At 57.2% G+C, this 19,557-nt stretch carries 17 protein-coding genes; 4 read left to right on the plus strand and 13 right to left on the minus strand.

Going from position 1 to position 19,557, the window contains the following annotated elements; translation table 11 throughout:
- Positions 1-48 precede the first annotated feature (48 nt).
- The 12 genes from CLH61_RS10315 to CLH61_RS10370 all read right to left on the minus strand — a co-directional run bounded on the left by CLH61_RS10315 (position 49) and on the right by CLH61_RS10370 (position 15,181).
- On the minus strand, positions 49-1,395 hold the full coding sequence (locus CLH61_RS10315) for a protein NO VEIN domain-containing protein (RefSeq protein WP_099614662.1): 1,347 nt from the start codon (positions 1,393-1,395) through the stop codon (positions 49-51).
- Positions 1,353-1,748: an HIT family protein gene (locus CLH61_RS10320; protein WP_099614663.1), complete on the minus strand. Its 396-nt coding sequence runs from the start codon at positions 1,746-1,748 to the stop codon at positions 1,353-1,355. Before CLH61_RS10320 ends, CLH61_RS10315 begins: the two co-directional genes overlap by 43 nt.
- A 437-nt stretch (positions 1,749-2,185) precedes the next feature.
- Entirely contained in the window at positions 2,186-3,094 is a 909-nt protein-coding gene (locus CLH61_RS10325; protein WP_099614664.1) for an ROK family protein, read from the minus strand.
- Positions 3,095-3,355: 261 nt separating this feature from the next.
- Positions 3,356-4,297, minus strand: coding sequence for a formylglycine-generating enzyme family protein (locus CLH61_RS10330; protein WP_170003704.1), 942 nt, complete (start codon positions 4,295-4,297; stop codon positions 3,356-3,358).
- Between the two features lie 26 nt (positions 4,298-4,323).
- Entirely contained in the window at positions 4,324-6,453 is a 2,130-nt protein-coding gene (locus CLH61_RS10335) for a LysM peptidoglycan-binding domain-containing protein (protein ID WP_099614666.1), read from the minus strand.
- Positions 6,450-7,247 (minus strand): DUF4123 domain-containing protein, encoded by a 798-nt coding sequence (locus tag CLH61_RS10340; protein ID WP_099614667.1) that lies wholly within the window; start codon positions 7,245-7,247, stop codon positions 6,450-6,452. Before CLH61_RS10340 ends, CLH61_RS10335 begins: the two co-directional genes overlap by 4 nt.
- Entirely contained in the window at positions 7,244-9,391 is a 2,148-nt protein-coding gene (locus CLH61_RS10345) for a type VI secretion system Vgr family protein (RefSeq protein WP_099614668.1), read from the minus strand. The genes CLH61_RS10340 and CLH61_RS10345 overlap by 4 nt, the downstream gene beginning before the upstream one ends.
- 168 nt (positions 9,392-9,559) lie before the next feature.
- Positions 9,560-10,447 carry a 3-hydroxyisobutyrate dehydrogenase gene (gene mmsB, locus CLH61_RS10350; RefSeq protein WP_099614669.1) on the minus strand — a complete coding sequence of 296 codons (888 nt, stop codon included), beginning with the start codon at positions 10,445-10,447 and terminating at the stop codon, positions 9,560-9,562.
- A 61-nt stretch (positions 10,448-10,508) separates the two neighbouring features.
- Positions 10,509-11,582: an enoyl-CoA hydratase/isomerase family protein gene (locus CLH61_RS10355; protein ID WP_099614670.1), complete on the minus strand. Its 1,074-nt coding sequence runs from the start codon at positions 11,580-11,582 to the stop codon at positions 10,509-10,511.
- A gap of 34 nt (positions 11,583-11,616) precedes the next feature.
- The gene (locus tag CLH61_RS10360) at positions 11,617-12,396 is read right to left on the minus strand and encodes an enoyl-CoA hydratase (protein ID WP_099614671.1); all 780 of its coding nucleotides are present in this window, start codon (positions 12,394-12,396) and stop codon (positions 11,617-11,619) included.
- A gap of 38 nt (positions 12,397-12,434) precedes the next feature.
- Complete coding sequence (locus CLH61_RS10365) at positions 12,435-13,601, minus strand: acyl-CoA dehydrogenase family protein (RefSeq protein ID WP_099614672.1); 1,167 nt, start codon at positions 13,599-13,601, stop codon at positions 12,435-12,437.
- 89 nt (positions 13,602-13,690) lie between these two features.
- Positions 13,691-15,181, minus strand: a complete 1,491-nt coding sequence (locus tag CLH61_RS10370; protein ID WP_099614673.1) for a CoA-acylating methylmalonate-semialdehyde dehydrogenase — start codon at positions 15,179-15,181, stop codon at positions 13,691-13,693.
- Positions 15,182-15,341: 160 nt separating this feature from the next.
- Here CLH61_RS10370 and CLH61_RS10375 point away from each other — a divergent pair, with 160 nt between their 5' ends.
- The 4 genes from CLH61_RS10375 (at position 15,342) to CLH61_RS18350 (ending at position 18,280) form a co-directional block, all read left to right on the plus strand.
- Positions 15,342-16,217 carry an AraC family transcriptional regulator gene (locus tag CLH61_RS10375; RefSeq protein WP_099614674.1) on the plus strand — a complete coding sequence of 292 codons (876 nt, stop codon included), beginning with the start codon at positions 15,342-15,344 and terminating at the stop codon, positions 16,215-16,217.
- A 103-nt stretch (positions 16,218-16,320) separates the two neighbouring features.
- A complete protein-coding gene (locus CLH61_RS10380) occupies positions 16,321-16,749 on the plus strand; it encodes an SRPBCC family protein (protein WP_099614675.1) in 429 nt (142 codons plus the stop codon).
- Positions 16,750-16,917: 168 nt separating this feature from the next.
- Positions 16,918-17,718, plus strand: a complete 801-nt coding sequence (locus tag CLH61_RS10385; protein WP_099614676.1) for an oxygen-binding di-iron domain-containing protein — start codon at positions 16,918-16,920, stop codon at positions 17,716-17,718.
- Between the two features lie 133 nt (positions 17,719-17,851).
- The gene (locus CLH61_RS18350) at positions 17,852-18,280 is read left to right on the plus strand and encodes a hypothetical protein (RefSeq protein ID WP_143752146.1); all 429 of its coding nucleotides are present in this window, start codon (positions 17,852-17,854) and stop codon (positions 18,278-18,280) included.
- Here CLH61_RS18350 and CLH61_RS10395 read toward each other — a convergent pair.
- Positions 18,171-19,439 (minus strand): L,D-transpeptidase family protein, encoded by a 1,269-nt coding sequence (locus tag CLH61_RS10395; RefSeq protein ID WP_099614678.1) that lies wholly within the window; start codon positions 19,437-19,439, stop codon positions 18,171-18,173. The two genes, CLH61_RS18350 and CLH61_RS10395, sit on opposite strands and share 110 nt — an antisense overlap.
- Positions 19,440-19,557: the final 118 nt, after the last annotated feature.

The following is a 19,557-nucleotide window of genomic DNA, read 5'->3' on the forward strand; positions in this document are numbered from 1 at the left end:
TGGCGATGGCCGTATTATCTCTGATTTCGAGACTTATTCAGAGTCTCCCTAAAACTCAGCCCTATAATTATTAGGAAAAAGCTGAACATGCTGTTCTACAGAACCTGAAAGAATGAATATTCTTGGCGTTTCTCTAAACTCATAAACCCGATAAATCGAGTATGCATCCGAAAAATCATTTGAAAATGCTCGTTCATTTTCACTAATGTAGAATGGTTGGTATTTTCCAGAGCTTGTCGCTTTAACCTCAACGAACCGTTCGGAATCTTGCTCAACATCAAAAGATCTAATATCAAACCCTACCCCATCTCCTCGCTTCTGACTCGACCATTCCACCTCCCTCGCCAAATCCGGACGGCCTGCCTCAATAAGGCGCTCACGTTCCAGATTCAACACGAACTGTTCAGCCTTCAGACCAAGCTGTCTGTTACGAAACTCTCGCTCGGTATAGTCCACTCTTTTAGCTATGTACTGAGGTTTCTTTTCCGAAACACGTGTTACATGTTCTGGCGGATTGGGGTCATAGACTTCGTTCCAGCTTAGTTCAGCGGGAATGCCTTCGGTGACGTCACTTTCTCCAAAAGAATTAACATCATCAAGGATTGATTGGTGGCCAGCAAAATACGAAAGAACTACTTGCTTTAACTGCTTCTGATAATTGAAAGCGGGTTTGTAACCTGGAATATAGGGAAGTCCCAACTCAATAAGTACTGTACTAACATTTTGATGTTTGTACTCAATGGATCCTTTCGAACGATTGTTCAGCCGAACCATAAGCTCTCGTCGATGATCAGCCTTGCTGTATTTCCATCCTTTCAAATGCTTCTCGAGCATAACCATATAGTCATTGACCAGAAACTCACATTCCAACCAGTCCCAAGCGCTACTGTCTCCTCTCAGAATATCGAGTATCGAACCCCGATCTAGGTTGGTTAACAACGATTCACTTAAAAGATTCCGAATCAGCTTGCTCTGCAACAACTCAAAAAGTTCGTCATCAAGAAACGCGTACTCAATGTGGCTAATTACTACCCCTACTGAACTTGCTGTAGATAGCTGTTCGTAGCTTTCTAGCTGACCAGGCACTATCTTGTGGTGCCAAAACCCCTCGCTACGCAGATGAAAAAAAGGAAGGTGCGGGTTATTTCTGGCAGATGAATCACCAAACGACGCAAGGCGATTAGCAAATGCATCTTTCAGCACATTATCGAATCGAATTATGTTCTCTCTGAGGTCACCACGATCTATAAGATCCATCAGCGCCAGCAGCAGTGCCACTTTGTGGGGACTATTAAAACCGCCTGAACTGTTGAGTCTCAGTGCCGAGAAACGCTTTTCATAGTCAAGCAAACTCATATGGCACTCCAGTAATCCGCTTTCTCTGGGATTACCCATCGAACCCCACCTCTCGGATCCTCTCGATCACCGGCATACCGAGGGATTAAATGGCAGTGCATATGTGCAATTGTTTGACCTGCAGCATCACCGCAGTTCATTCCAATGTTGTATCCCGCGGGTTTATAGTGCCGCTCCAACCAATGTTTGGCTGCATCAACCAAGCTCATGATCGCGTCCTTTTCGTCGTTAGTTAGTGCAAACCAATCCGACGCGTGCCGCTTGGGAATAATCAGTAAATGCCCTTCGGAGACGGGGAACTTATCCTGTCGAACGTATGCCAGCTCGTTCGACGGCAGCTCACCTAAAGGAACCTCAGTAGCATCTGTACAGAAAGGGCACGATTCGATCATGTACTACCTCCAACCCAGAGCAATTGCACCATGGTTTTTTTGAGCAAGCGGATTCACCAGGATTCTACGGAGGAGCCCGACATCCACTGTCGCTAATACATCTTGTTCTGCCAATGATGTTTAGAGGAACATTAGCCTTCTAAGTAAAATAATCCAAGGATTTCCGGAAATTTTGGTCAAACTCTCACAAAACTTTGCATTAGTTTACGAAGCGGTTTTGCTAGTCACACACCACCCTCTCTACACTGCACACTGCCCCCCCGCCGCCGCCATCCTGCCAGTTGCCAAACACATCCGTCCGCCAATCCTCCTTAACAGCAGAAGACCGGTAATTTCCCGGGCGGTCCTAGTGGTATCGTGTGCCGGTTCGGTTATCGTTCCAGTTTAGTCACGGGAGCGACAGGCAGCGTCGCGTGGCAGCGCTTTTGTGGGCGGGCTCAGGCATTGGCCAACCAAGCCGCCCCCCTAACCCCGCTGGAATCACCATGGGCGGCTTTTACTATGGGCGTGTCGCACTCGCCGCCAAATACGTAACTGGGCAGCCTTGCCGGCAGTTCCCGGTAGAGTTGTCCTGCGTTGCTCATGCCTCCGCCCAACACGATAATGTCGGGGTCAATCACGTTGATTACGGCAGCCAGGCCTCGCACCAGGTGTTCCAGGTATTCGTGCAGGGTTTCTGTGGCTTGCGGGTCGCCATTTCGGGCGCTCTCAACAATGGCATGGGCGGGTTGTTGCTGTCCGGTGCGCAGTTTGTGGGTGAGTGAAAGCCCGGTTCCGGACAGGAAGGTTTCTTTGCAACCGTGGCGGCCGCAGAAACAGGGGCGCTGCTCCAGTTCGGCTTCCGGCGTCCAAGGCAGTGGGTTGTGGCCCCATTCACCAGCTACGCCGTTGGGGCCGGTAAGCAGCTGGCCGTTCACGCTTATGCCTGCGCCGCAGCCGGTGCCCAGTATGGCAGCGAAGACGGTGTGGTGGTTCTGCCCTGCTCCGTCTGTGGCTTCGGAAAGGGCCAGGCAGTTGGCGTCGTTGGTCAGGGTTACCGGCCGTTGCAACAGGTCGCGCAGGTGTTGCTGCATGGGTTGGCCGTTCAGCCAGGTGGAGTTGGCGTTCTTGATGCGGCCGGTTATGCGGGAAACGCTGCCGGGAATGCCCACGCCCACGGGGATGCCGGTGCTGCCGGCGTGGCTTTCAGCTTGCTGCACCAGGGTGTGGATGGTGTGCATGGTGGCCTGGTAGTTACCGACGGGGGTAGCTACCCGTTTGCGGAAGTGTTCGTTGGATTGGTCATCCAGCAGGATGACCTCGGTCTTGGTGCCGCCCAGGTCTATGCCTATCAGCCAGTTTTGCATGGGGAGTGATTCTCGCGTTGTCTTGAAGGGCGAATAGGCACAACGCTAATGCAGAGTGTGGCGAGGAGCAATGCTCCTCGCCTTCAGCCATCAATAAATCGGGGTGAAACCACGCAAATACTCAACTCCCAGAAAGCGCATTAATGTTCTCAACGCTGGTGTTTGCAAAGATCTCCACAACTTTCGATGTGTAGTTCTTATGGTTTAAGGGATTCAGGTTGTTGTTCATCGTTTCCTCCTTGAAAACAGTACCGTTGACATTTAATTAATGGGCTCGGAGTGATTTACCACACAACGGAATCCCTGGTAGGGGGAGTCCATACCCCTACCGTTGCGGGCGTATACGGTTGCTAAACCACCGGTGTGGTCACCATGGCCGGCCAGGTCCCTCACTACCCTTTTATCAGAATGTTCGCTGTGCGGTTGCTCTGCCACTGGGTTCGTCGAAGAAAGATGAGCGTAACCGGGATGGAACCAGTCTCTCGTCCATTCAGGCACATTACCAGTCATGTCATATAACCCCAGAGGGCTGGGAGGATAGGATCCGACCGGGCGGCGCTCTACCTGGTTAGATGAATGTATCAGCACGTTCCCCGAAACAGGCTGCATTGGATCAATGTATTGAGATGGACGCTGAAGATATTTATCCAATTCCACCTGGCCCGTGTCTGTGGCGAATGCGATCGGTTGGCCGCGGTTGCGGGCCGCATACTCCCACTGAGCCTCAGATGGCAGTGAATATGAGAGACCGGTTTTCTCAGCCAGCCACAGACATAAGTTTTCGGCCTCCTGAAAATTAGGGCTACGTGCAGGTTTGTTCTTATAGTTCGGTGAAGCAGGATCATTGTTCGCTATTATTGGCAACCTCACAGCGCGTTTGAAGCCCTTTTCGATTGTATAGTCGCCCGCTCGCCCCACATCCTGCAGAAACGCCACGAACTCACCCCAAGTAACTTCTGTCTTGAGGATTGAAAAACTCTCAACCTCCACAAGTTTTGGCGGTTTGTTGTCATCAGAGATCGGATTAAAAAGCACTCCCGATTCGTTTCCAACATCTCCGAGCCAAAACTCGCCGCCTTCGACAAAGACCAGATTGCGTTTGGCACTGTGGAGCACCGCTTCAATTTCAACTTCTGAGGGCGCCTCCGGTGATGAGCATCCGGCGAAGAGGGCAAAAACGGAGATCGCACTACCAGCGCTCATTGATCTCAGGAGTAACTTTATTAACATCAGACGATCCCCGAAACTCGGCAAGCTGAAAATGGGTCCAAACGTACAGGGCCAACCAGATTGGCTGTCGTGCCCTCCAGAATTCGTTTGTAAAGGTTATAGTGGTTAGCGTTTTTCCCGATGAAACTGAATACGTTCCGTACGTTTTCCTCAAAATCGTCCTGTCTCGATTCGTTCTCCGGGTTGATGCGAACCATAGTCTCCTCAAAGTCTCTCCAGCTCTGCATGGATTGCAGAATCAGCCCAACTGCTCTTACCTTTGTAAATGTTCCGTCTAGCAATTTAGGTGTCAGCGAGAAGTCATCGATTAACAGGTTTAAGAGCTTTGCTTTAACCTCCGGGGGAGAGTGGCGCAAGACGCTTTCCTCTCCCCGCTCATCATCCGCGATAATATTTTGGGCAACTTCTCGACCAACCCTTTCCCTGTCCAGATTGGATTGAAGGGAAAGAGCAAGATCATCGATAAATTCATCTATCGTTGTGATACCCTGCTCGACCATCCTGGCCGCAGAGACAGTTAAACTGGCACCCGTTCCAAGAGCGTATATGGCGAGCTTGGTGTACCAATTAAAAGCATCTGTTGACGGATCGAAAAGTTCCAAGTATCGAAAGTCCACATCTCCCATAGCTTTGTAGACGTAGTGAATCATCGTAACTATATTTGCCGGATCCACCTCAAGTACAAAGCTTCCAGACGCGCCAACGCCCAAGACCACGCCAGCGTGAAAGTTAAAATAAAACTTGCCTGTGTTTTCACTGAATTCCAATCGGAGGCAAAGTTCCCCACCAATTCCCGCGGCCGCCTCAACTTTCTTTCCTATTTCACAAAGTGTTTTCCAGTCAGCCTGTGCCGACAGCACATCAGCCCAAAGCAGCGCCCCTGCCAGTTCGCAGCCCCCACGAACACCCGCAAAAACTCCTCCATCAACTGCTGCACCTTGTCCGCGTTGTCTAGCTGCAATACCTTTTAGATTCGGTATGCCATTGCTCGAATCTATCGTTACATTTGCAGCGAGAAGTGCAGAAGCCCCGGCAAATCCAGACAACGAGGCTCGAAGCCTTGCTTGGAAGTGGCCAAGAGAAACCTCTTTTCGCTCTCCATCCCAACCACCAATTCGGTAGTAAACTCTGACCTCAGACCGGTTATTAACAGGATAAGACTGCTCAACCCCCACCTTGCCCTGCGCCAGAGAATATTGCCCTTCTGCCTTGGCCTGAAAGTGAACCTTGCCCTTTCTCGGATCAAACTCTCCAGAGGCGCTTGCGCCCGCCGAAAAGCGCATGAACTGGGCCTCTGCCGAAGCATCGAAACCGGTTTCGTCAATGGCTTGTCGACTTGCCTCGGCATCACCCCATATCGACCAAGATGCTTCATCGTAAAACTTGTTCAATGTCGTCATGAGTGCGCCATTGCGCTCAGGCTCCCACAATTTTGCGTTGAACTTGATATTTAGCTCACTTCGAATGGCATCTCGCAGCTTTGCCGGATCAACGCCATTCTCCGTCAGCCATCCCTTGCTCCACGCTCGGTCTCTGGCAGCTATCGAATATCGTCTCCGGTGATTATTCATTTTGTCAGAGCGCACAAACGTGACATGTTTATTACCGGCTAATCTTTTGATCTCGGTGATCGGCGGTATGCTCTGCATATCATTCGTCAGCACTCCACGAGCTTCCAGCTCCGCCATCAGAAGCTCTTTCTCTTCCTGAACTTCCGACAGCAACTGGCCCTCACCTTCAGCAGGGCTCAATTCCGAATCCCGGTTTCCGTCATTGAACTCATCCAGCTTTGTGTAAAACTCATTCATAGGGCCACAAACAAACTCTTCCTCTACAAGCCACTCGGAGAGCTCGTCTTCAGTCAACAGGATCAACTCATCAGAGCCTGTGACATGAACAACTTCTACAATTTCTTCAGCGCACGGCGGTTCCTGGGCAACCTGCCCGACCTCACAACTGGAGAAATTTGCATCGTTTGCAGCGGGAAGTTTCAGTATCTGTCCGGGGAAGATCCGATCCGGATTGTCGACATCCGGATTCAGTCTCAGGAGACTGCTCAGGGTAGTTTGGTGCCGCTGTGCAATGGCGCTCAAGGTATCGCCGGACTTGACGGTGTACTCAGAACTCATAAGGCAACTCCATATGCCAAACGTTTATCCACTTCACTCAAGCGCAGGGCTGTCGGCATTTCACGGCTGGACAAAACAGCATGAAGCTCAGGATGATTGATGCGCTCTCCATGCACCACCGTTAGCTCTGCATATCGGCTTACGTCTTTCTCGGTACGGAAACCCAGCGAATTCGCCTGTTGGATTAACGTATCAATCCTGCCTGGATCGTTCAGAGAGAGGTATCTGGCCAGCCTGGCTATGAACTCATCCCTAGCCCGACCGGTCATCGCTGTAATGTGGTGATCCGTCAGAGCAAACCAGCCCTCTTCCGAGGCGCGCCGGACTGGTTTATTACCATCCGCACGGAATCGTCGCCATTGACCATCGCTTTGGAAGGCAAGCCAATCCGTAACAGGCCCACTAAACTCAGCTCGTTCCAGATCACTGAACGCTGCCATCAACCGGGGCAGCTGCGTTGGCGAATAGAATCTCAGATAGGCAAAAGCCCCATCAGGCAACCTGATGCTCAGCAGGCTGCGCAAATGGTCGGCGAGCGGATATAAGTTCTCATCAGTAACCAGAATGATCCCATGCTCCCGCCACCGGGCCTGCTCAGACCAGAGTCGTGAAAAGGGCGAAGGCTTAACCAGGCATGGACTTGCCTCGATGGCCCCTTCATGGGGCGTGTTCCGGTAGAGATAGTCCAATTCGGGCTGATCATCGTGCTCATAGACCAGTCTGGGGGCGTCCAAAACCGCGCCATCCAGCAGTATCCATGCTCGCTCCGCAGTCTTTTGATCCAGACCTGTCATGCAACATCACCCTCACAGGCACAGGCTTTCATGGCGCAAGTTCCATCCGGTTGACGCCCGCATTGCTTTACGAAAGCAACGTCTTTGCCGGCTGCTGACCTCAGCGCCTGAACCGACGCGGGAGCAGGCCCCGCCGCCACCCAGGTTCCAGTTTCCGCCAGCTGCGCGGTCTCAACTCCTGGCGACTCGTGTTCAGCAACCAAGGCCGGCTTGGTCGGAGCCTGCACGGAGACCCCACTGCCACTCCCAGGCCCACCCCCAGAGTTCATCCTTACCAGCGGCCCGCACACCGTCACCCCACTCGGGTCCACCTTCACATAGCTGCCACCCGCCTTCAGAGTCACCTCGGCACCCGCCTCAATCACAATCTTCATGCCGGCCTTGTGGTGGATTTCCGTCCCTGCTTCCACCAGCTGGTTCTTGCCCTGCCTACTGTGGTGGCTGCCGTTTACGGTCAGGCTGTAGTCGCCGCCGATGCTTTCGCGGTGTTCGCCGTCGGTGGTGTGGTGGCTGTTGCCCCTGGTGTGGCTGAAGCGGTTGTTTTCCACCGTCAGGTGGCTGTCGTTCCTGATGACTTCGGTGCGGTTGTGTTCGGTGAGCAGGTCCAGGTCTTTCTGGGCGTGAACGTATATCTGTTCCTGGCCCGCTTCGTCTTCAAACCGCAGTTCGTTGCTGCCCTCGCCCTTGTGGGTTTTGGTTTTCAGGGTGGTGCGGGTTTTGTGTTCCGGCAGCGCATAAGGCGGTGTGTTGGTGGCGTGGTAGGTGCGGCCGGTGATGATGGGCTGGTCCGGGTCGCCGTCCAGGAAGGATACGATAACCTCGTGGCCGATTCTCGGCAGCGCCATGAAGCCGTATTGGCCGCCGGCCCAGCCCTGAGCGACGCGCAGCCAGGCGCTGCTGTGTTCGTCGTTCTTCTTGCTCTCTGACTCTGCTGGCCGCAGGCGCCGATCCCAGGGGAAACGGACTTTTACCCGGCCGTACTGGTCGCAGTGGATTTCCTCGCCCTCCGGTCCGGTAACGATGGCCATCTGGGGGCCATCCATCAGCGGTTTGTGGTCACACAGGGGGCGCCAGGTCTTGTCGGCGGGAATGGCACTGAAGTCGTTGTGGTAGCTGGTGGGCTCGCTGCCGCCCTCTTCTTCCAGGGCCTGGGGCTGTTTGCCGGTGTGGGTAATGGCGGTCAGCAGCCACTCCCGGTTCAGGCCCTGGTTGTCGTGACCTTGCAGCGCCACCTTGGCGCCCGGGGTGAAATCCGGGCGGTTGCTTTGGCCCTGGCCCATCGATGCGTCGTTTCTGAGGGCATCCAGTTTGCTCTGGGTGAACGGCTGGCCGCTGGCGTCAGCCTTGTAGCGACCGGGATAGTCGTAGTGCTGGTAGTCTTCCCGGTGGTTCACACGACCGGCACTGTGTTCGTGCATCAGGGCATAGGCCGGGTTCTTGAAGGTGTAGTCCTTCATGACCACGGAAGCGGCTTTTACCCGTTCTTGGTAGGCGAACCGGAACACGCAGGCCTGCTTGGTACTGCCACCGGCCCTGGTGTTGCAAGTTACCGGGTCGAGCTTCGGGGCATGGCCATGATGGTCCGCGAGGATCAACGCGGGTTGTACTTCGCCATCGACACTGCCGTGCTGGTAGCGGTAGTGCCAGCCCTCTTCGGCGGCCAGGCGCTCGATGAACTGCAGGTCGGTTTCCCGGTGCTGGACGCAGTATTCCCGTTCTTCCGGCGGACGTTTCAGGTCAAAGACGGTATCCACAATGCCCCGCTCTTCCAGCAGGGTGTGCACGATGGTGTCGGTGGTTTGCGTCTGGAAGATGCGGCTGTTGTGCATCAGGCCCAGGCGCCAGAGCGGGGGCTGGATGACCAGCTCATAGCGGGTACGGCGGTGGCCGGTATCACCCCGGGTAAATTCGCTGACCACACCGGTGAAGCGACGCAGCAGCTGGCCGTCCTGCCATATCACCAGGTCCACCGGATGCTCCAGCACCGCGCCGGGGACTACCGAACGGTCACTGCTGGCCAGCTCAAGGCGGCCCTGAAACAACGAGGAGAGGCCCTCAGTCAGCGCAAAGCCGACTACGGCAAAATGATCAGAGGGGAAATCACCGATACGGGCGGTGAACTGCAGTCCGCTTGCCTGGGGCATGTCTTCAGTCCTTGAAGTCTTGATTCGTTCCGTTGAACCCGGCGGGCCCTGCCATCCAGTCCTTGATGACGCTGCCCGTTAACCGGCTCGGAAAGTACCAGCCCTTGGCGGAAAAATCCAGTAACCGGGCACCGCTATCGTACCCGGTTCACACTGCTTGCTAACCCTTCATTCCGGCTTGTACAAACGCTGGATGCTGGAGAAATCCAGCGTGCCATTGCCCTGACCGGCGTGGAGCTGGAACAGGTTGCGGGCAAGGGCCCCCATGGGAATCGAGGCTTGATTCTTGACGGCATTATCAAAGGCCAGGCCCAGATCCTTGGTCATCAGGTTAACCAGGAATCCGCCCTCGTAACCGCGGGATGCGGGGACACCTTCCATCACACCCGGCCATGGGTTGTAGACGTTCAGCGCCCAGTTACCACCGGAGCTCTGCTTCATGATCTCCGACAGTACGGCGGGATCCAGGCCATTCTTTACCCCCAGCGCCAGGGCCTCGCTGGTGCCTGCCATCAGAATGGCCAGCAACATGTTGTTGCAGATTTTGGCGACCTGGCCGGAGCCGTGTTCGCCGGCATGGAAGATGTTCTTGCCCATGGCTTCGAGGATCGGTCGGGCCTTGCCGAAGGTTTCTTCCGCACCGCCGCAGATGAAGGTCAGTGTCCCCGCCTTGGCACCGCCGACCCCCCCGGAGACCGGCGCGTCCATAAACGGGATATCCCGGGCCTTTGCCGCCTCGGCCACACCCCGGGCAGTCTCCGGGGCGATAGTGGAGGAATCGATGACGAGGGTACCCGCCGGCAACGTCGCCAGCAGACCGTTATCGCCCAGATACACGGCTTCCACGTGTTGCCCTGCGGGCAACATGGTGATCACACACTCCGCACCGCTGACAGCTTGCTGTGCCGAATCGGCGGTTTTGGCGCCTTCTGCCACCAGCGCGCTCACGGCATCTTTCGACAGGTCGAAGACCGTCACGTCGTGCCCGGCTTTCACCAGGTTGCTGGCCATGGGGCCACCCATGTTGCCCAGACCGATGAAGGTAATTGTTGCCATATCTCTTCCCCTTTCTTGTTGTATTCGATCGAGCGGACCGCCAGCCATGGCGGTCCGTCGGCTATGGTTTGAAAAAGTCGTCAATCCACGCACTGTCCATTTCTGCCAGCGAGGCATAGTGCCAACGGGGTTGCTGATCCTTGTCGATCAGCAAAGCCCGGATACCTTCGGCAAACTCCCCCTTACTCAGGCAGTTGCGTGACAGCACCAGCTCCTTGTCGAGTACTTCGCGCAGGCTGTCGTGCCGGCAGCCCTGCAAATGACGCCAGACCAGGGCCAGCGAGGTGGGCGAAGCATTGGCCAGTGACCGGGTTGCTTTGGCAACCCAACCCTCGCCACCGGCGAGTTCACCCAGTTGACGGATGACTGCATCCAGCGAGTCGGCATCCGTCACCCGGTTGATCTCGTCGTAATGAGTGCGCACCGGGGACTCCGGCAGGGCGTCGGCACTCTGTTGTTCGTACTGTCGCAAGACACTGCTGACGACACCGTGGGCATCCTCGCCCAGCCAGCTGCGCTGTTTGAGTTCGGTGACGACCGCCGGTTTCAGCTCATGCCGGATAAAGCGATCGGCCAGCCCGACAAACAGCGCATCTGCGCCGTTCATCCGGGCACCGGTCAGCCCCAGAAACAATCCGGTGCGGCCGGGGGTGCGGTTGAGGAACCAGCCCGCCCCCACGTCCGGGTAGAGACCGATGGTGATCTCGGGCATGGCCAGCCTGGAACCTTCGGTAACCACACGGTGCGACGCACCTTCCATGATGCCCATGCCACCGCCCATGACAATGCCATGACCCCAGCACACCACCGGTTTGGGAAAGGTGTGAATCAGGTAATCCAGCTGGTATTCCTCGGCGAAGAACGTTTCGCCGGCGCTGACCGCCTGCGGTTCGGTCATGCTGCGATACAGCGCCACAATGTCACCACCGGCGCAGAATGCCTTGTCGCCTTCGGCTTCCAGCCATACCGCCCCGACGCGGTCATCCTCCGCCCAGCGCCGCAGTTGCGGGGTCAGCAGGCGAATCATCTCCAGCGACAGCGAATTGAGCGCCTTGGGGGCATTCAGTCTCGCCACGGCAATCAGGGTGCCGTCGGCCGTTTGCCATTCTTCAAAAATGATGGGTTGATCACTCATAACAGGTCCTTCGTCCGTTGCCCGGCAGCAGCTATCAGCGGTTTTTCCACTCTGGCTTGCGCTTGTCGAGAAACGCATTCACGCCCTCTTTCTGGTCTTCGGTGGAGAACAGCTCCACGAACAACTCCCGCTCCATCCGCCAGGCATCGGAATGACTCCGGCCATCGCGGGCGCTCATTACCAGGGTTTTGCAGCGGGCGATGGAAGACGGGCTTTGCTTGCAGGCCATTTCCGCCAGCTCCAGCGCCTTTTCCAGACTTTGGCCGGAGGGCACCACTTCTTCAACGAGGCCAATCTGCAAGGCCTTGTCGGCCCGGACCCGTTCCCCACACAGGATCATCCGCTTGGCCCAGCCCTCGCCGACCAGCCACGGCAGGTTCTGGGTGCCACCGGCACAGGGCAGCAGTCCCACCCCGGCTTCGGGCAGCGCCATCTGGGCATGTTCTTCGGCAATACGGATATCACAGGCCAAGGCGCATTCCAGACCGCCACCCATGGCGTAGCCGTTAATCGCGGCAATGGAAACGCCGCGGAACCGGGTCAGCGCAGCGAAAGCCTCACCAAAGGCCTGTGCCATCTCGTTGGCACGGGCTTTATCGCCATCCGCAAAGGTCTTGAGGTCGGCGCCGGCGGAAAAGAACTTCTCACCCTGCCCTGTCACCACCAGGGCGAAGATATTCCGGTCAGCGTTAAGCTCCCGGATGGTTTCCTGCAATGCCGGCAGGGACTCCGCGGTCCAGGTGTTGGCCGGCGGATTGTTGATCGTCAGTACCGCAACGTGGCCGCGTTTTTCAAGCTGAATCAGGTCACTCATGCTGTTTCTCCCGTTATCCTTGCGGTGTGGGTGTTTGATTACTGGATCGCCTCGACCACACCGTCATCCAGCAGGCGGCGCGCCACGATCAGGCGCATGATTTCGTTGGTGCCTTCCAGAATCTGGTGTACCCGCAAGTCCCGCACATAGCGTTCGAGCGGGTATTCGCGGATGTAGCCATAACCGCCGTGCAGTTGCAGGGCGTCGTTCACCACCTCAAAACAGGCGTCGGTGGCAAAGCGCTTGGCCATCGCACAGTGCAAGGTGGCTTCGGGATCCTTTTGGTCGAGTTTGAACGCGCCCAGTCGCACTATCTGGCGTGCGGCAACCAGATTGGTCGCCATGTCGGCCAGCTTGAACTGCAAGGCCTGGAACGCGGCCAGGGGTTTGCCGAATTGCTCACGCTCGTGCATGTAATTGCGGGCGCGCAGCAGGGCTGCCTGGGCGCCACCCAGGGAACAGGTGGCGATGTTGAGGCGGCCGCCATCCAGGCCTTTCATCGCAATCGCAAAGCCATCGCCCTCTTCGCCAACCCGGTTAGACGCGGGAATGCGCACATTCTCCAGGCTGACCATACGGGTAGGCTGGCTGTGCCACCCCATTTTCTCTTCGTTTTTGCCGTAGGAAATACCCTCGGCATCGGCCGGAATCACGAACGTCGAGATACCTTTGGCACCGCTGTCCGGGGACCCGGTCCGCGCCATCAGCACCAGGATATCGGTGCTGCCGGCACCGGAGATAAACATCTTGCTGCCATTGATTACGTAGCTGTCGCCATCCCGAACCGCTTTGGTACGCAGGCTTGCGGCATCCGACCCGGCACCCGGTTCGGTCAGGCAGTAGGACGCCAGCCATTCACCGCTGGCAAGCTTCGGCACGATCTCCTGCCTGAGGTCGTCCGCCGCAAAACTGGCCACCATCCAGGTCGCCATGTTGTGAATGGTGATGAAGGCCGCTGTGGACGGACAGGCCGCTGCCAGCTCTTCCACGATCACCGAGGTATCGAGCCGGGAAAGCCCCATACCGCCCAATGACTCTGGCGTATACAGGCCCATGAAGCCCATTTCGCCGGCTTCCTTCATTACCTCGACCGGAAAGATGTGCTCGTCATCCCATTGCGCGGCAAACGGTGCCATGGATTTCTCAGCAAACGCCCGCGCGGCTTCGCGGAATGCCAGCTGGTCCTCGGTAAGGTTAAAGTCCATTGAATCACTCCGGATCTGATAAACCTGGCCGTCGGCAGGAAAAAGGGGCCGGAAGCGACTCCGGCCCAACCATCCCCACGTTCAACCAATCAACGCAACTGGATAGAGAAGTTCGCCTCGGAGGTTGCCTCACTGGAGAACCAGCGCGAGGTCACAGTCTTGGTCTCGGTGTAGAACCGCACTGCCTGCTTGCCGTAGGCGTGCTGGTCACCGTAGAAGGAGCCCTTCCAGCCGGTGAAGGAGAAGAACGGCAGGGGCACCGGAATCGGAATGTTCACCCCGACCTGGCCCACGTCGATCTCATGCTGGAAGCGGCGGGCAGCACCACCGGAGTTGGTGAAGATGGAAGTACCGTTGCCATAGGGGCTGTCATTGATCAGCTCGATGGCCTCTCCCAGACTGTCCACTTCCATACAGGCAAGTACCGGCCCAAAGATTTCTTCCTTGTAGATGTCCATCCCGGTGGTCACGCCGGAGAACAGCGTCGGACCAACCCAGTTGCCATCGGGCAGACCGTCGACGGTGCAGTTGCGCCCGTCCAGCAGCAGATTCGCCCCCTGGGCTTCGCCCGTCGCGATCAGCGATTCGATGCGATCCTTGGCCTTGGCACTGATGATCGGGCCATAACTGGCGCCGGAGTCGTTCCATGCGCCGGGACGGACCTTGGCCATCGCATCCTTCAGTTCCGGAATCCACTGCTGGGCTTCACCAACAAAGACCGCCACGGAGATCGCCATGCAGCGCTGGCCGGCGGCCCCGACGGAAGCACCTACCAGGGCGTTGATGACCTGCTGCTTGTCAGCATCCGGCATGATCACCATGTGGTTCTTGGCACCGGCAAAGCTCTGGACACGCTTCATGTTGCGGGTACCGGTTTCATAGATATACCGGCCCACCGGTACCGAACCCACGAAGGAAACCGCCTTGATGGCCGGGTCGGTCAGCAGGGTATCCACCTGCTCCTTGCCACCGTGAACCACCTGCAGCACTCCCTTGGGGGCACCGGCGTGTTCGAACAGCTCGGCAAGGCGCATCGGTGTCAGCGGATCCTGTTCGGACGGCTTGAGAATAAAGGTGTTACCGCAGGCAATCGCCATCGGGAACATCCACAGGGGAATCATCGCGGGGAAGTTGAACGGTGTAATACCGGCACACACACCCAGGGGCTGGATCCAGGAGTGAGTATCCACTTCCCGTGCCACGTTCTCGACGGTCTCACCCATCATCAGGGAAGCAACGTTGGCGGCATGCTCAACCACCTCGATACCACGCCAGATATCGCCTTTGGCATCCTCAAAGGTCTTGCCGGTTTCCTGGGACAGAATTTCGGCGATCTCGTCGTGGTGTTCTTTCAACAGTGCCTGATACCGCAGCATGACCCGGGCGCGCTCGGAAACCGGCACTTCCTTCCAGGTCTTGAACACTTCACTGGCGTATTTGATGGCCTGTTCCATTTCCGCGTGGGTGGTGCACGGAGCCTTGGCAATCACTTCGTTGGTGGCTGGATTGGTGACATCGATCCATTCGCTGGTCTGGCTCTGGATGAATTCACCGGCAAGGTACAGCGGTACATTTTTCATAATGAAGTCCCTGTTTGTTGTTATGCGGGAAGCCGATCAAAACCCGACGGGCTTCGACCACGATGGCAAAAATCGTAGCACGGGTTCTGGCATCCTGCGATTGACTAAATTTCGCCCGTGATGGATTATTTTTCGATTACCAACCAAAGCGAACCGCGCAATGCCCCAGACATCCCAATGGCCGGTGCCGGCCGACAGCGTACGCTACGTAGTGCCGGAGCCGATTATTCGCCAACTGGCGAGCCACCCGCTGACCCGGGAGCTGTATCCGCTGGCATTCGGCCACTACCGCAAGGCAGCCGGGCATCACATGCACCGGGAACACCACCGCGATAATCTTTTGATCTACTGCACGGAAGGCAAGGCATTTCTCAATGTCTGCGGCGAACCCCACGTGGTACAGCCCGGCGACCTGTTGCTGCTGCCTGCCGGAGCCAGCCATCGCTACACCGCTGACCCGGACAATCCCTGGACCATTCACTGGGTCCATTACACCGGCCCGCTCGCCGAGGAGTTCCGCAACTATATGGGGTTCGGGGGCAGCACCAGGATTCGCCATCTTGGCCGTCAGCCTCGCCTGCTGGTGGATTTTAACGGTTTGCTGTCTGTCCGGCAGACCGGCTTCCGCACCCGCGGCCTGATCCATGCCGCCAACCGGCTGCGCCAGCTGATGGCTGCAGTTCCGCTGAACGCAGACGAAGCCGGACTCCAGCGCCAGAGCGAGCTGGAGACGATCCACAATTACATGCGCGAGCACCTGGAGGAGCGCCTCAGCCTGGAGCAGCTGGCCGAACTTGCCGGCCTGTCGCCGGCCCACTTTGCCACCCGTTACCGGTCGCAGACCGGCACCTCCCCCATCCAGCATTTCCTCCACCTCAAGGTGGAGCGGGCCTGCCAGATGCTGGATACCAGCAGCCTGAGTTTTGCGGACATCAGTCGCCGTCTTGGCTATGACGACGCCTACTATTTTTCGCGATTGTTCAAAAAGGTCATGGGCCAGTCGCCCCGGGACTACCGCAATACCGCCCGCCATTAAACCCGGCGTCCGGGGCCAGATTTCATCCTGCCGCCTTCTACGACTTTTGTTGTAGGCGATGAAACGCTACGCTTGGCAAATAACAACTTCTCCAGAGCGAGCCATGGCTATGTACACGATTGAAATCGAGGAAACCTTTGACGTCCCCCGCAACCGGGTCTTTGCCCTGTTTGCCGACCACCAGCGTTTCGGCAAACTGCTCGGGGCACCGGTCCGGCGGATCAAAGACAGTGACCAGGCCGATCCCAACGGGCTGGGTTCGGTACGCAAGATCGGAATCGGTCCGGTCGGGCTGGAAGAAACCGTAACCGGCTTCGAGCCCGATTCGCTGATCGAATACACCATCACCAGCGCCAGCCCCATCAAGAACCACCTGGGCCGAATCCGCTTCGAAGACACCCCGGAAGGCCATACCCGGATCAACTACCGCATAACCTTCGACGAGTTCCTGCCCTATACCGGCCGGCTGGTCAGTGCGGCACTGGAGCAGGGACTGCGCAAGGGCATTCGCCGGGTCCCGCACCACGCCTGAACGTCTGGCAACGGCGTCCGGTAATGTGGCGCCGTTGCATTTTGTTACTTGATGGATATCACTTTCTTGACCTGACGCAAGAACACGCCCGCCACCCTCCCGTACCCTGCGCCCCAATGTTTCAACCTGGCCCTGCAAGTCGGATGTGTTTCATTTTGGGAGAAAAAGATGGCGGCTGAACCCATCGTTCTGTTTGATAACGGGCACCACAAGTGCCTGATGTTCGATTCACTGGTCGCGGGCGAAGGCGTCCAGTCCAACCAGTTCCTCATTGTTGACGGCAAGCACGAAGCCCTGATCGATCCGGGCGGAGACCTCACCTACACCCCGCTGGCTGTCGCGGCGTCCCGGTACATGAATATCCGCGACATGGACTACGTGTTCGCGTCGCACCAGGATCCCGACATTATCGGAGCCATCGATCGCTGGATCGTCCACACCAAGGCGCAGATTGTCACCTCCCGCCTGTGGGCCCGCTTCCTGCCGCACCTGGTGTCCGGCTATGTCACGCAACAGCTGAGCGGCAGCGTTTACGACCGGATTACCGCCATTCCGGACGGCGGCGCCAACGTACGCTTCGGTGAGAGCTATATCCAGTGCCTGCCCGCCCACTTCATGCACTCCGTGGGTAACCTGCAGTTCTACGATCCGGTGTCCAAGATCCTGTTCTCCGGCGACCTGGGCGCGTCAATTGGCGCACAGGACGATCACCTCCCGGTGCAGGACTTCAACAAGCACATCCCCACGATGGCTGGCTTCCACCGCCGCTACATTGCGTCCCGCAAGGTGTGCGGCCTCTGGGCCAACATGGTGCGCCAGATGGATGTCAGCATGATCGTACCCCAGCACGGCAAGCGCTTTGAGGGCCCGGCGATGGTGGACCAGTTCCTCAACTGGGTCAGTAACATGGACTGCGGTATCGACCTGATGAGCCAGGAAAATTACCGGCCGCCGGTGGATTACGTCTGAGTGACCGGGCAAGGTAAGTAGATTCATCTACTGTCATTAAAGGCCATCAATCGCTCTGCCTCTACCCTTTGCGAGATCTTCATGTGTACAGTTGTACACACATGAAATCGAGGCCAAAAAAGGAGGCTCTCACATGGGCATGGTTACAGAACGATTGATCGGCCTTACCCAGGAACGGGCGATGGAAGAGCGTACCGGCGTCACCGACCTGCACATCGGCTGGCAACGGGAGTATGCACAGCAGGACCAGCGGGATCCGTGCGGTCACCTGCATCGTGCGCCGGTGGTTACCTGGCAATATAACGGCGCCCTTTGCCAGTACGTACCCCGCCTGACTTTCCGGCCAAACTTTGCCGAAACAGCCTGGATCCGCCGCCTGTTATGCCTGGAACACGAGGCCGAATTCCGGATCGACAGCGAGGCCCTCGCGGCTGACATCGAATCCATGCTGGTCAGAACACCTGAAGGTCAGCGGGCCGCTCCACAGGCACACCAGGCGCTGACGCCCGCAGGGCGTCCAGGACCTTGTGATCACGATCGTAGATGTCGCGCCGGAAATTAAGGGTGCCATCCGCTTCGGCCCAGGCGGTCCAGTACTGCAAATGAATCGGGACCGGCTCCGGCAGGTGGACCACCCGGGTCTCGCCGCGGTCGAGAATGCTGTTGATCCGTCCCCGGTCCCATCCCTCATCACCCAGTAACTGAAGGGCCAGTTCGAAGGGGCGGTCCACCCGGATACAGCCGGAGCTGAAGATCCGCTCGGTCCGCCAGAACAGGTTCTTGGCAGGGGTATCGTGCAGGTAAACTGCGAACCGGTTGGGGAACATGAACTTGACCTGGCCGAGCGCATTGGTCGGCCCGGGCTGCTGGACCAGCTGGTAAGGAAAATAGCTCCTGGACAGGCTGTCCCAGTCGATGGTGTCGGGGTCAACCAGCCTGCGTTCATCGCCCCAGCCCTGATAAATCGCAAACCCCAGACGACGGAGACGATCCGGATCCCGGCGGATCTTCGGAAGCTCATCCTCAACCATGAGTTTGAACGGCACCGTCCAGGTGGGGTTGAATTCCAGGTAACGAATCTGATCGCTGAACAACGGCGTGCTGCGATAGGGCCGACCCACCACTACCCGATGGGTGCCGGCAAGCCGGCCATCCCGGAACACCTGCAGTTCGTAGCCGGCGATATTGACCTGGACCCGGGTCTCCCCCAGTACATCCGGTAGCCATCGCCAGCGCTCGAGATTTACATCGATGGTATTAAGCCGCTGCTGGGGCGTGACGTTCATCGCTTCCAGAGTGCGACGACCGATCACCCCATCCACCTCCAGACCGTGCCGCGCCTGGAAGTTGCGCACTGCGGATTCCAGTTCCAGGTCATAGTAGAGGGAGGGATCCTCCATGCCTGAGGCGGTGAAGTCCCCCAGCAGCGTCAGGCGCTGACGGATCTGTGGCAAGCGCTCGTCGCTTTCCCCGGAGTGGATAGACGGTCCCGGCGGTATAACCGGCCATTCCAGTCCCTGCAACACCTTGACCTGCACCCGCGCGTTCAACAATCGCTGATACCCTTCGTGAGGTGGGTCGACCAGCTCGACGGCGTCTCCGGCCAACGGATCTGCCAGCGCGTCCTCCTCGGCGTTGGCAGCGCAGGCCCAGACCAGGAGGGTCACTACCAGGCCGACGCTCCACTGCCGGCCATACAACATTCCCCGCGGATCAGTCATTGCCTCTCCTTCTCACGACTCTGTCAGTAATCTTAGACGTTTTCCGCCCGCCCGGTTTCCGCGCGTGGTCAAATAAACCTGTTGTCAGCCTGTCTTGTCGAGTAAAATTCGCAGTTTT

It is taken from the genome of Marinobacter profundi (assembly GCF_002744715.1).
Lineage (GTDB): Bacteria > Pseudomonadota > Gammaproteobacteria > Pseudomonadales > Oleiphilaceae > Marinobacter > Marinobacter profundi.

Bases quoted from the DNA above. Each gene is read 5' to 3' on its own strand.
- CLH61_RS10315 (WP_099614662.1), bottom strand. From the start codon at position 1,395: ATGGGTAATCCCAGAGAAAGCGGATTACTGGAGTGCCATATGAGTTTG.
- CLH61_RS10320 (WP_099614663.1), bottom strand. From the start codon at position 1,748: ATGATCGAATCGTGCCCTTTCTGTACAGATGCTACTGAGGTTCCTTTA.
- CLH61_RS10325 (WP_099614664.1), bottom strand. From the start codon at position 3,094: ATGCAAAACTGGCTGATAGGCATAGACCTGGGCGGCACCAAGACCGAG.
- CLH61_RS10330 (WP_170003704.1), bottom strand. From the start codon at position 4,297: ATGAGCGCTGGTAGTGCGATCTCCGTTTTTGCCCTCTTCGCCGGATGC.
- CLH61_RS10335 (WP_099614666.1), bottom strand. From the start codon at position 6,453: ATGAGTTCTGAGTACACCGTCAAGTCCGGCGATACCTTGAGCGCCATT.
- CLH61_RS10340 (WP_099614667.1), bottom strand. From the start codon at position 7,247: ATGACAGGTCTGGATCAAAAGACTGCGGAGCGAGCATGGATACTGCTG.
- CLH61_RS10345 (WP_099614668.1), bottom strand. From the start codon at position 9,391: ATGCCCCAGGCAAGCGGACTGCAGTTCACCGCCCGTATCGGTGATTTC.
- mmsB (WP_099614669.1), bottom strand. From the start codon at position 10,447: ATGGCAACAATTACCTTCATCGGTCTGGGCAACATGGGTGGCCCCATG.
- CLH61_RS10355 (WP_099614670.1), bottom strand. From the start codon at position 11,582: ATGAGTGATCAACCCATCATTTTTGAAGAATGGCAAACGGCCGACGGC.
- CLH61_RS10360 (WP_099614671.1), bottom strand. From the start codon at position 12,396: ATGAGTGACCTGATTCAGCTTGAAAAACGCGGCCACGTTGCGGTACTG.
- CLH61_RS10365 (WP_099614672.1), bottom strand. From the start codon at position 13,601: ATGGACTTTAACCTTACCGAGGACCAGCTGGCATTCCGCGAAGCCGCG.
- CLH61_RS10370 (WP_099614673.1), bottom strand. From the start codon at position 15,181: ATGAAAAATGTACCGCTGTACCTTGCCGGTGAATTCATCCAGAGCCAG.
- CLH61_RS10375 (WP_099614674.1), top strand. From the start codon at position 15,342: ATGCCCCAGACATCCCAATGGCCGGTGCCGGCCGACAGCGTACGCTAC.
- CLH61_RS10380 (WP_099614675.1), top strand. From the start codon at position 16,321: ATGGCTATGTACACGATTGAAATCGAGGAAACCTTTGACGTCCCCCGC.
- CLH61_RS10385 (WP_099614676.1), top strand. From the start codon at position 16,918: ATGGCGGCTGAACCCATCGTTCTGTTTGATAACGGGCACCACAAGTGC.
- CLH61_RS18350 (WP_143752146.1), top strand. From the start codon at position 17,852: ATGGGCATGGTTACAGAACGATTGATCGGCCTTACCCAGGAACGGGCG.
- CLH61_RS10395 (WP_099614678.1), bottom strand. From the start codon at position 19,439: ATGACTGATCCGCGGGGAATGTTGTATGGCCGGCAGTGGAGCGTCGGC.